This is a genomic window from Tumebacillus avium, assembly GCF_002162355.1.
GTDB classification, from domain to species: domain Bacteria; phylum Bacillota; class Bacilli; order Tumebacillales; family Tumebacillaceae; genus Tumebacillus_A; species Tumebacillus_A avium.
This window is the reverse complement of record NZ_CP021434.1, coordinates 2,892,501-2,905,000: the sequence shown is the minus strand read 5'-3', so window position 1 is coordinate 2,905,000 and position 12,500 is coordinate 2,892,501. Positions and strand designations below refer to the sequence as shown.

At 41.7% G+C, this 12,500-nt stretch carries 8 protein-coding genes, 1 tRNA gene and 1 rRNA gene (1 of these 10 only partly in view); 1 reads left to right on the top strand and 9 read right to left on the bottom strand.

Translation table 11 applies throughout. The features are described 5' to 3' along the window. From CBW65_RS13900 to CBW65_RS13870, 7 genes are all read right to left on the bottom strand, one after another. Positions 1–1,001, bottom strand: a 16S ribosomal RNA gene (locus tag CBW65_RS13900) (it extends 544 nt beyond the left edge of the window). A gap of 383 nt (positions 1,002–1,384) precedes the next feature. Then, positions 1,385–1,459, bottom strand: a tRNA-Val gene (locus tag CBW65_RS13895). Between the two features lie 407 nt (positions 1,460–1,866). Continuing rightward, on the bottom strand, positions 1,867–2,886 hold the full coding sequence (locus tag CBW65_RS13890; protein WP_087457338.1) for a hypothetical protein: 1,020 nt from the start codon (positions 2,884–2,886) through the stop codon (positions 1,867–1,869). A 234-nt stretch (positions 2,887–3,120) separates the two neighbouring features. Next, positions 3,121–3,942 (bottom strand): tyrosine-type recombinase/integrase, encoded by an 822-nt coding sequence (locus CBW65_RS13885; RefSeq protein WP_087457337.1) that lies wholly within the window; start codon positions 3,940–3,942, stop codon positions 3,121–3,123. 373 nt (positions 3,943–4,315) lie between these two features. After that, positions 4,316–4,702: a hypothetical protein gene (locus CBW65_RS13880; protein ID WP_087457336.1), complete on the bottom strand. Its 387-nt coding sequence runs from the start codon at positions 4,700–4,702 to the stop codon at positions 4,316–4,318. After that, the gene (locus tag CBW65_RS13875) at positions 4,699–5,985 is read right to left on the bottom strand and encodes a helix-turn-helix domain-containing protein (protein ID WP_087457335.1); all 1,287 of its coding nucleotides are present in this window, start codon (positions 5,983–5,985) and stop codon (positions 4,699–4,701) included. The genes CBW65_RS13880 and CBW65_RS13875 overlap by 4 nt, the downstream gene beginning before the upstream one ends. Positions 5,986–6,273: 288 nt before the next feature. Beyond that, positions 6,274–7,461 (bottom strand): helix-turn-helix domain-containing protein, encoded by a 1,188-nt coding sequence (locus CBW65_RS13870; protein WP_087457334.1) that lies wholly within the window; start codon positions 7,459–7,461, stop codon positions 6,274–6,276. A 267-nt stretch (positions 7,462–7,728) separates the two neighbouring features. On the opposite strand from CBW65_RS13870, the gene CBW65_RS13865 reads away from it, so the two are divergent. Further along, positions 7,729–8,388, top strand: coding sequence for a hypothetical protein (locus tag CBW65_RS13865; RefSeq protein WP_087457333.1), 660 nt, complete (start codon positions 7,729–7,731; stop codon positions 8,386–8,388). Positions 8,389–9,259: 871 nt separating this feature from the next. On the opposite strand, the gene CBW65_RS13860 is transcribed toward CBW65_RS13865, so the two are convergent. Both CBW65_RS13860 and CBW65_RS13855 read right to left on the bottom strand, forming a co-directional pair. Then, positions 9,260–11,011 carry a hypothetical protein gene (locus tag CBW65_RS13860; RefSeq protein ID WP_087457332.1) on the bottom strand — a complete coding sequence of 584 codons (1,752 nt, stop codon included), beginning with the start codon at positions 11,009–11,011 and terminating at the stop codon, positions 9,260–9,262. Positions 11,012–11,305: 294 nt separating this feature from the next. Beyond that, the gene (locus CBW65_RS13855; RefSeq protein ID WP_087457331.1) at positions 11,306–12,343 is read right to left on the bottom strand and encodes a tyrosine-type recombinase/integrase; all 1,038 of its coding nucleotides are present in this window, start codon (positions 12,341–12,343) and stop codon (positions 11,306–11,308) included. Between the last annotated feature and the right edge of the window lie 157 nt (positions 12,344–12,500).

Here is a 12,500-nt window from a genome sequence, read left to right as displayed (position 1 = left end):
ATGTCAAGTCTTGGTAAGGTTCTTCGCGTTGCTTCGAATTAAACCACATGCTCCACTGCTTGTGCGGGCCCCCGTCAATTCCTTTGAGTTTCAGTCTTGCGACCGTACTCCCCAGGCGGAGTGCTTAATGCGTTAGCTTCGGCACTGAGGGTGGTACCCCCCAACACCTAGCACTCATCGTTTACGGCGTGGACTACCAGGGTATCTAATCCTGTTTGCTCCCCACGCTTTCGCGCCTCAGCGTCAGAAATCGGCCAGCAAGGCGCCTTCGCCACAGGTGTTCCTCCACATCTCTACGCATTTCACCGCTACACGTGGAATTCCCCTTGCCTCTCCGATCCTCAAGCCATCCCGTATCCAAGGCAATCCCAAGGTTGAGCCTTGGGCTTTCACCCCGGACGCAAATGGCCGCCTGCGCGCGCTTTACGCCCAGTGATTCCGGACAACGCTTGCCCCCTACGTATTACCGCGGCTGCTGGCACGTAGTTAGCCGGGGCTTCCTCCTCTGTTACCGTCAGGGTGTGAGCATTCTCTTCTCACACTTGTTCTTCACAGAAGACAGAATTTTACAACCCGAAGGCCTTCATCATTCACGCGGCGTTGCTCCATCAGGCTTGCGCCCATTGTGGAAGATTCCCTACTGCTGCCTCCCGTAGGAGTCTGGGCCGTGTCTCAGTCCCAGTGTGGCCGGTCACCCTCTCAGGTCGGCTACGCATCGTCGCCTTGGTGAGCCGTTACCTCACCAACTAGCTAATGCGCCGCGGGCCCATCCGACAGTGAAGCGAAAGCTTCTTTCTCTTCTCCTTCATGCGAAGGTGAAGCCTATCCGGTATTAGCACTCGTTTCCAAGCGTTATCCCGGTCTGTCGGGCAGGTTGCCCACGTGTTACTCACCCGTCCGCCGCTAACCTTTGGGAGCAAGCTCCCTCCAGTCCGCTCGACTTGCATGTATTAGGCACGCCGCCAGCGTTCGTCCTGAGCCAGGATCAAACTCTCAATAAAAGTTGTTCAACCGAAGTTGAGAAAGTTTGTATCTTGACTCGCAATCATATCTCTGTAACACTCGTTTAGTTTTCAAGGATCAAGATGTTTGCCGCTCTCAGCGACGTTTTTTAATATACCACATTGCGAACTCTATCGCAACAGGTAATTTTTTGTGGTGATCATCACCGCGTTTCTCGCGGCGACAAGAGTTATCTTATCACGTCCTCGCTGCTCTCTCAATCCGGCAGTTCGAACAAAAGTCTGAAATCATCTCCAGCGCACCTCGACCACTCCATTGTGCTTCGAGTTGCTTCGAAATACTGCTCCTTGCAATTTATACAACCAGCCTGAACATGCAAGAAGACCCGATCTCATGATCGGGTCTTCTTGATCTTACTTGTTGGTGGAATCGAGAGGAATCGAACCTCCGACCCCCACCGTGTCAAGGTGGTGCTCTCCCTCTGAGCTACGATTCCATAGGGAATGTTCCCTGAAAACTGGATGCGATAGCGGTTGATCAGCAATTGGTCGTAAACGCGCATCTCTTATTAGTAGGAATTATATCTCTAGGAGCCGTAAACTGCAAGTGGGAGGAGCGGTAAACTGTAGAAATCGCATTGTTTTTTAGTCAGTACATAAGTTCACAAGTTGGTTTCAGCTTTTACCTTCTATAACGTCAATGCTGTTTTATTTTCAACTATTATCGTAGATCAAGTTATGAACTATGTACCAGTGTCGGAGAACCTTTGTATTTTGATGTTCAAGGTTCATTAATTGTCAAAAAGTCATGTACCACTCTTCAACATATTTACATACGTTGTTAGGCGAAAATAAAAACCGCATCCAATTTGAATACGGCTTTCACACGAAATGAGTATTTTACTCACTTCGAAATATTCGTATGTATTTTATTTAACTCTTTTTTTGTCGTTTTCTTCAGTTTTCCCTTTTGTTCCATCGCAACTTTTTCGTCAAGAATCAACAAGATAGCTTTTCTAAGAGTATCATAATATTGCTTACATTCTTCTTCACTCAATTTATGAACACCTTTACTCAAGATATCATAAAGGAAAGGGTTTATTTCATCTAAGTAAGCAGGAACATAACCAATTATGTGAAGCATTTCAACTCTTCTTTTGGTATCGGCTCCACTATACACTTCTGCATCTATCTTATTATCCAATTTTGCTCGTTCTGATTGCTCGAAAAGCAGATTCTCGAAAATTCTGCGTAAATAGAGAAAGGCACCAACTGCCATATCATGGGAAATCAACCTTGTAGCGCTTGTTAATTCTTTAGTTATATTCTTATCTTTGAGAATCTTCTTATATTCCACTAGAGAATTATCAAAATCATATATAGAAGGATATTGTCCTGTCTTCATCAAAAAATTATCACTTGTCAAATGAAAAACTAAATACATCGTATGTTTTTCTTTTGAGGTACACTCTAAATTCATTTGAAACACCCTGTTATCTTCAAATACCTGTTCTGTGAACTCAGCTAATCTTAAAGCATTATCCTTATTCGCTGTTTCTACATATAAATCATATTCCTCTGACATACTATAACTGTAAGAATAGGTTGCGAGTTTCGGATCAATATATTTTTCCTTTAGCTCATGACCCTTGTAAATTATATGTGTTTCTTTTTTGCAAAAAGGACAAAAGTAATAGAACGTACGTTCCTCCAATATAATCTTTTTAAGATATCTTATGTCCTTATTTTCAATAAAATCTATATGATATAGAATATCTGGCACACCATTTTCATCATAATCTAATATTTCTGCATACTCATCTGTCTCTACAGATGTATCTACCTTTATTTTCGTGTACAAAGGAATTTCAATTAACGAATCACCGTTCTTACGGTTAAAATCACTTAATCGTTTACCCGCCATGAAAACACCTCCTAGTATTTTTTCATCTCTTTCATTTCCTCAATTATTACTAAATAGTACATCCTAATACAATACCAAATAACCCCTCTCTGCACAACACAGATTCACTTAATCAAATATCTATAGTCCCGGTCGTGGAGATGATAGTGCTACTCCCATGATGGATATCTTTGACTCAAAATCAGATGTTTTCCCACCCCTCCTCCCATGAAAAAGAGCCATCCACCGGATAGCTCAATCGTTATATAATTTTTCAACGGCTCTATGCTTGTCCTCTTCCGAAGGCTGCGAATACCTCAAAACCATATCTGCCGAACTATGACCCGAAAGTGATTGGATAACCGCTAAATCTTCGTTCGCTCGCACCAACCCAGTTATATACGTATGGCGGAGTTGGTGAGGGTGTACACCGAATTGACCGAGCAGATGTTGCACGCTACGAACGCTGATCCGCTCCTGTCGGTTGCTAATGAACAATGGCGTGAGATCATCCGACCGTTCCGCTATGTATTTGCCAATTGCTCGTCTTGCCTCTTTATTCAGGGGTAAACTTCGCTCTTTATTCCCCTTCCCTGCCCTGATTTTTAAAATGCCGCTGCGTTCTCCAATCTCAACATCGTCCCGATCCAAGGCAACAAGTTCGCTCACTCGAATCCCTGTCATCATCAGAGTCATGAGAATCGCATAATCACGTTTGTTCCCGATACGATCCATATCCCGAATCAAACGGTTACGCTCAATCTTGTCCAAGCCTTTCGGAGCTTGTTTTTTTACATCAGGTTGCTTCACAACGGAAATATCCTCGATTGCTGCCCTCTTCCCTGCCCATTTTGAAAACGTCTTGATCGCGTTCCAAACCTTGTTTATCGTGGCAGCCGACTTCTTCTTGCTTGCGAGATAATCTATGTACTGTTGTACGTCTGACCGCGAATAATCCTCCAAGTTCGTCCCCGTACCCTCCAACCATTCCTCAAACTGTTTGATCGCGTGTTCGTAAGTCTTGATCGTGGTGTCTGACTTACCTTTCAACCCTTCCTCAACAAATCGGTGTAGCATGGTCATTTCCTCCCGATAATTTGCGATAAATAATTCTACGCAATATTTTTCTATCGTTATTTTGAGTTTTACATCCCTTCGACCCGCATTCCACCGTTTGGGTCTACCTACATTATAGCATAGAATTATAATTCTACGTAATAAATCTACGCAATAAAATCAATTTTCGACCTCATCCGTAATCGAGTTCGGTAAAATCCCTATTTCTCTACGATCTGATCCCAAAACAGCCTTAAAATCCCCCAAATAATCGGAATCGGTGAAAAACAAATTACTCCAAACAGAAGTGTTCTTTTGCTACTTTTACCTCTAATCTGATCACCGCCCTACTAAATAGAAAAGGCAACCCTTATCGGGTCGCCCAATTCACCGCTCATGTATCCTTGCTAAAACTTTGCAAATGCTCCTTCGCCATCTTTTCTGTCTCAGCTTCAAACTCATGCCCACACCATAGCCAAACGCCATCCCTCGTCACGCTCTTATACATGTATCCCCAGATGCCATTCACGCCGATCATGATTCCAACTCGCTCCCACAATGCACCGTCAGACAAACCCTCTACACCGAAAATGCTCTCTTCTAGTTTGGTCATGGCATGATAGAAATTTTTTGCTTCCACTCGATAACCGCGAAAGTACCAACGATCTCGATGTTTTTTATGAATGAACAGGCAGCCTGATAAGTTCCCGATCCGTATCTTTGTCCGGGAGTAGCTTTCCCAGTTCAACTTCTCATACGTGTTCATCATCGCAAATTTCACAGAACGATCCCACGCCGCTCTAATTGTCCCATCATGTATTGATGAAACCGCTCCATTCGCTCAAATGCTGCGCGGTGATCCCCCTTGTCGCTCAGATACCGGCACACATGTAGCGTGATCTCTTCCAATTCTGCAACCATGCTATGCTGTTCAAAAATCCTCATGGCGCAGTCGAGGTGATCCTGACCCTTCGTCTCATCATTGCGTTGAAAATAAACAAACGATAAGACACGGTAAACTTTCCCCATCGTGGAATCATCATCGGAAAGCCGCATTCTCGCCTTTTCAGCGTATGCCCAGGCTTCATCAAGCTCTTGATTCTCCAAGCAGATGAGTCCAAGATCAGCATAAACCTCTCCGGCTCTTGTATTGTCACCATTTCGTTCGATCTGCTCTACAAGTGTCAGCAGTTTTTGAACGGAAAGCTCCCAATTACTCATCCCACGCTCAAGCATGATCAAATGGTGTTGCATCGCCTGCCGCTGTTCCTCGTTTGCTTGTTCTTCTAACAACACGCACGCCTTTGTCGCATACAATTCTGCCTGTTCGTACTTCTTTTGCCGTTCATACATAATTGCAAGTCTCAGGTATGTGTTGGCTCGATCTTCGCCGTTGAATTGGTTCAGGAGCAATGCTCTCTCGTAATACTTGGCCGCTTCTGCTACCTTACCAACTTTCTCGTGGAGAACAGCCAATTGCATCAAAACTTTTGCATGAAAATCAGCTTCAAATTCCTCGACCTTTTGCAGTTCACCCCAAGCCCTGTTCGTGTGAAAAAGGGCAATTGGAAAGTCGCTTTTCAAAGCTGCAACCTTACCCATTTGTAACAACACGACAGGAGCAAGACGATCATTCTGACCGTTGTTGACCAATTGATACAACTGATCCAGAACCTCTTCCGCCTCCTGCACATTTCCTAATTCAATGTGACAAAGCGCAAGTTCCAAAAGTAGCCCCTCTTTTGGAATCCGGTGCAGGGAGATTTCTAAAAGATCATTCAACAATGGAATTGCGGTCTGGTACTCCTGTGCACGAACCATGCTCTTTGCCATCTTGTATTTACTGATATATTCGAGATCCAGATTGACATCTTTCAAAAGTTCTTCAAGTGGAACATCTAATCGAGCTGCGATAGCTACCAAAACTTTATAAGACGGACGAGCACGATCAGATTCAATTTGTGACACCATGCTAGGCGTTACTAAACCTTTAGCAAGCTCAATCTGTGTTAGACCTTTTTTTAGGCGAAATTGACGGATGCGTTGTCCAAGAGTGTTTGACATTTGAAAACTCCCTTCTTATTAATTTCTACATCTTAATGATAACCAATAACACAATTGAATTTATTGTATTTATGGCGGTTGGTGAGTCAGCAAATTTAATGACGCAAAAAAACACCCTCCATGTTTGGAAGGTGCTCAGGATTATTATGAAATATCAGTCTTGGTAAGAAATAATGCCTTCTGGTCTTAGTGGTTGAAGTTCAGCCTCATTTGAGCTTTGTTGACCGATCAAGGTGATTAAGCACGCAAAACCAACAAATGCAACGTAAATCATGACTAATGACTTTTTCATCCCGATAACCCCGCTTCGTCATAGATTGCAGAATTGTTTACACAATGTTCCTCTGCAATTACATAGTACCTCATCAGGTTTTCTGCGTCACCAATCTCTTTATAATGGTTCATCAGAAATTTGCAGACAAGGTACTTTAGATTTGATGGAGCATTTTCAACCATCAGAACACTCTCGGCAGAGGTAATGTCGGAATCAACAATTGCCCTTAGCATTAAGAACTGTGCCTTTCGAGTTGGGAGATCTAACTTCTCCTCAAGATCATTTAACGATTCATCGATCAACATTCTTGCTTTCTTCTTTTCATTCGTCTTCAATAATGTCTTTACGTAATCTTTGACGGCAATAATTTTAGCTTCATCAAAGTTTTCAAGTGTAGTGACCGCCCTTTCAAAATATTCTTTGGCACTAGAAAAATTCCCTAATTTATACTCGGTATATCCTACATTGTGTTCCAACGTACCAATCTGTATTGACTTTCCCGTATTCTCAAAAATCCTTAATGCATCAAGAAATTTCACCTTTGCTTCATCGTAATTTTGAGCATGAAAGGCAACCACCGCAGCAGAATAATACAGCGTACCCATTCTGGTGGGAAACCGTTCAAATTGATGTTTGACCGCGCTAATCGTTGCATTTAGTCCAACGTAATCCTTTATTTCAGTAAAAGAAAGCAAGAGATTATTCATAACTTTATATAATGGCTCAGTATCATGATACTCATCAGCAATAGTTTGAGCAAATCCTATTGCTCTCGTCCACGTAACATGAGCCTCTTCGTATTTACGTGTTGCATAGTAAACTCGACCTAGGTCATTTAGTATAACGAAGCGTTCACTACAACCAATTGCAACCTCTTGTAATTCGAGTGCTAACTCTAACGCTCGTTTGAAGTTTTTCTCATTTTCTAACAGACTGCGTAGTTCGTTTGACTTGTTTACAGTATCCTTTTGCTTAACTCGATTCACAGAGATAGAAAGCCCCTTTGCTATCACTTCAAGTTCAGAAGGACTAATATACCTTTCACCTGAAATCATCCTGCCAAGCATATCTTTGGATATCCCAATTCTTGAGGAAAATGCACGTATGGAAAATGCATTCCCCTTCTCACTCATTATCTCTGCGATTCGTCTACCGATTGGAATATTGCCAATTGGAGTTGATAAATGCTCAACACTAGACATGAGATGTCCTCCCTGTTTCAAACTATCATATCCCTCAAAGTAAACAAATTGTAAATTCCTTCACATAATTATTATATATCGGGTTTTTTCACTTGTACATAATACTTCTAACAATTCATGACTTTTTTGTTCAGTTTGGCTTATAGCATTTACAACTTTATACCAACTTCTACTCCAATAACTAAAAAATACGCCATACAAGAAATTGTTTACAATACGCATCACATTAGGTATAATTTCCAAAAAGTATCGAGAGGCGGGTTTCAAGTGTCGAATAAATTTCTACCAGCTTTTATTTTAGCGGTTTTCGTTACTGTCATCACGTGGGTAAACGATGAGGGTTTTGGGATCATCATCATGCTTATTTCAACAATCATATTATCGATTTATTTTGCTATCTTGCAAGACAGAGCAAGAAGAACCAGATTGAAAAATATAGAAGATATTCTCAACAAGGAAATCCAGTTTCTTTGTAGTGAAAAAAATATTTTACCTAACGTATTATTGAAATCACATAATTTTCAACAGGCAGTTTTGTATGATAAAGTCAGAAAAAATGTGTATTTTATAGAAAGTTGTGGCGAGAGGTCACAATACGACATCGACGAAATATTGTGTGTAGACATAGTGATAGATGGAGTGCAAATTACATCGACTTCTGCAGTTGACACAGTAGGTCGCGCTCTAATCGGAGGAGTGGTCGCAGGTGGAGTCGGTGCCATTGTGGGAGGTTCAACTAGTAAAAAATCATCGAAGAACCAAGTAAACAAAGTTGAGGTGAAATTCACAATTGCAGACGAAGACATATACATAAAACGTATCCCTGTCTTTGAAAGAGAAAGAGAGATTGTTACAGAGGAAATGATTAGAAGTTACATTGAGAATGCCGAAATTTTCCGTTTAAATTTGACAACAAAAAGACAGTAATATACTGTCTTTTTCTTTATGTACAAAAGGAGACTTAATTTCCAATAAATTCACTATTTCATTTGGAAGGCATCAATTTCCGTCACAATCGAGTGACCCAATCACTCCCCACTCAAACCTTCGTATTTGCCCTGTATCGCGTTATTGAGTGGAGGGGGGATACCTAGTCAGGGTCAAATCTAAAAATCTGATACAGCACAAAATTTTGATCGTTCTTGATACTTTTTTCTGCTGGTCACTTTGTCCGTCTGCTGTCTATCTTGACCGCGCCAGATACAAAAAGAGAATGGCAAGTGCCACTCCCTGATTATTCGTCTTGCTATATTCAGAAGACCCCCCACAATTTTTATCCCATATGGTTTTGCGGAGCATGGTCTATTTCTTTTGTATAATATATTATTTTATATCTATGTTTATATCTATACCTATGCCCAATTCTATATCAAAAATAGTCTAGGGGGTTTTTACTACCTACAATATATATACTAATACTAAAGATATTGTAGGTAGTAAAAACCCCCTGCGTCCTCTTTGCTAAGTGCTTTCAAAAAATACGCTGCTCTCTACTCGCACTATCAGCAGAACACCCTCTCAGCCCTTCATATTTGACCTGTATTGAATTTTCAGAAGCAAGGGGTATATCTGTGAGCCTTACAATGGGAAATCTATCAGAGAGCAAAAAATGGTCATTTTCTAAACGGGCGTCTGCCGGTCGCTTTGTCCGTCTACTATCGATCTTGACCGCGACTGTCGATTCAACATGACCGTGGTCTCCAGCTATAGAAAAAGGAACAGCACAATGCTGCTCCAATAAAAAAGAGGGAAGCGATTTCACTTCCCCCCCCACATGTCTAGTGCTGTCCTAAACTCCTTACAGTACCGTAATGGTCTTATAGCTGATTATGATCTTTCCCTCTTGCGTCAATTTCAAGATTTTTGGATGCTTCAAATAGCCTGAGAAATGTGCCTGATCTATTCCGTTTGCTTCTCGGATCGACATCTTGCTATATTCACCCATAGGTAAACCCTTAAGGTAATTCGCAAGTTCACTAGCGCGTATACTTCGGGTTTCCGTTCTTTCCTCATCCTGCTTTACCTTGAAATCAAAATGTAGAGCTTTTCTATTGGTTGAGTTTTTAAAGCTGCTTAGCACCTTTGTCACAATCTCATCATTACTGAGGACAAGGTTGAACTCACCGTGCGGTACCGATACACGCTGTATCCGCTTTAGAGCTTGGTAAATTTCTGCTGAGACAAAGCCAAGCTGTACACTATGAAATGTATCATTCGTAAACCGTCCAGCGTGAAGTGCCATCCCCTTCTTCCCCCAATCAATATTTGAATATTGAAGATATTGTAACAAGTAATGCTCAAAAGGGAGATTTGGTGTGCCAATCAGCCAGCATTTGTTGAATAAGCTGTAATCGTTTTTTCCCACGAGGTTTCCGTACCAATTGATGACTATCTGTTCCCCCCAATACTCTTTTTCCTTTTCATGAACTAGAACGTCATCAAGCCGGACTTCATGCAAGTACCGATTCAGTTTTTCGGCATTTTCCTTATGACAGATCAGAAGGATACGGTCTTCAGCTTGCAAATTTAGTTGAATTTTTTGCGCAACTTCAGCTAGCATGTGTTCCTGATTTTTACGGATGTTGCTCTTACTAGAATTGAATTGATAGATATTGAAGACGCAATTACTGTGATCAACTACATTTCCTTGATTGATTATCCTAAACTTGTTTTTATCAAGCTTATAGACACCATCAATGTTGGCTGAAGCGTCCAAAATGATGTTATTCTGCATTCCCCAATGCTTGTACCTTTGGTCGGAGCCGGAGATGTTCCCGCTGTTGAATGCGCATTTAGTCCCGTACCAAATGTCTATACCTTGTAAAAAATGATCAACCTCTTGGCGCTCCTTGATCGCTAGCGAGGACAAGTATGGCTCGACGATACTTTTAAAGTTTGAAATTGTTGCAGGGTGTATATTTGCCTTAACGCGAGCACATTGGTTTTTTTGATCTTCGAGCTTGTCGAGCCAATGTAGCAACGGATCGCAGACTTTATCATACTCTTTCTGGAGAGGTCGCGGAAAATAAGCTCTAATTTTATCGTACTTCGCTTTGTTGAAAGTATGGATTGGGAATACAACTTTTTCATCAATGATCAAAACGTGTCTACCTTCCATGAAATGCTTCCGATCATCGCTTAGACAGAGTTTTACGTATCGTTCGTGGCTAATAAATAACACCCGAACATTTTTTAAAGAAGCTGGTTTTTTTGCCCACTCAGAAGTCCAATTCTCAGAGGTGAGTCCAACAACCGAAAAATGTCCGCGACCAGTCAAATAATTTGCTGATCTCTCAATCTCTTTGTTGAACTTTTTCACTATAAGGAAATTCATTTTACTCTCGTCCTGTGAGAGGTAACGGTCTAACACTCGCAAAATGTGAAGCGACTTTCCCAATCCTCCCTCAAAATTGAGGACATTAAAACATTCAGTGCCTGTCTCATAGTTGAGCATAACATGTTCAAGATATTGCATTTTTGCAACATATGCTGAGCCATATTCTAATGCATATTCATCATTTGTAAATTCATCTGGCAGAATGTCGTCCATAGATGCTTGCTGATCCTCCTCTTGCCTAGACTCAAATTGTAACGGCTGATAAGTCAATCAAAGATGAAAACGTCGTTTTCATTTGATGCAGAATGCGTACGCGCATCTTGCGTGTTGTTTTTCTTTCACCTCATTTCATTCCTTCAATTATATTATATAACAACAATCGTGAGATCGTCGATAAACGTTGAAAAATAAGGCGAGAGAATCGGTAATCACAAAAAAGTTAGAGCGTAGTTTTACGATTAGTGAGCATAGAAAGAGCAGGTCGAATTGACCCGCTCTACTCGTCCCTCATCTCATGATTTTACGCTCCCTCTGCAATTTCCCCACCACTTCATTCAATGGTGAGTATTGTTCATGTTGCTTCTTAAGTGAGTTCTTGGAGAGATGGGTATATCGCATGACCATTCGAAGATCACGATGTCCCAGAATCATTTGTAAGTGACGAAGATCGCCACCAGCCTCAAGAAACATCGTAGCTCCAGTATGCCTGAACAGGTGCGGATGGACTCGAACGGACAATCCAGCACGACTGCTATATTCTTTGAGCCTATGACGAAAATGGCTCGCTTCTAGGCATTCACCATAGTTGGCGAGGAAAACAAATTCCGAATCAAACTCTTTACTCTCCTCAATCAGTTCATGCAACAGATTCGCCGTTCGCTTTTGCATAGGGATCATCCGAGACTTACGACTTTTCGCTACTTCTCCACGAATATTGATTAGCCCTAATTCGAAGTCAATGTCAGACACTTTCAAGGAGAGGGCTTCATTGATCCGTACAAAGGTATCGAGCAGCATGTTCATAAGTACGTAATCTCGGAACTGGCTGTATGTTCTTTGATTCGGTGCGTCCAACAATTTACGAAGTTGTTCAACAGTCAAGATTCGAATCTCTTCCTCATCTTCCGTGACATTCTTGATCGATTCTGTAGGATCATTTTCGATGACATTCTCCCCCATTAAGAAGCGGAAGAAGACTCGCAGCGTTTTCAATCTTGTGTTGATGGTAACAGGGGATAGACCCACCCGTTTCTCCGACTCTGGCACGTACTGATGACCTTCAAAGCGCACTTTCTCATGCAACATCCATACGATGTATCCACGGATTAATTCTGTAGTCATCTGCTGAACCTGTCGCTCGACCCCTCGAAGATCCAAATACTTCACAAAGAACTCGTAGTTCATACGGTACTGTTCCAGCGTTCTCTTGGCTCTCCCCTCTGCGGTCTTCGCGTACATGAATTGCTCAAAATAGGCATCCAAAGAAAGGTTCTGCACGACACTGATACGATTCGTTTTGACTCGCTTGCCAATTCGTTTATCCATACAAAAAAACACTCCCCATTCGACTGATTTTTCGAATGATGAGCGTTTACGATGATTTGGAAGTGAAAGAAAGAACCTCTACCTTGCAACAGTGCCAAGCCGTACCCTGTCGTCAAAATATCAAGTTCATTCCGCTGATCCTGCAAGGGTTTTACCA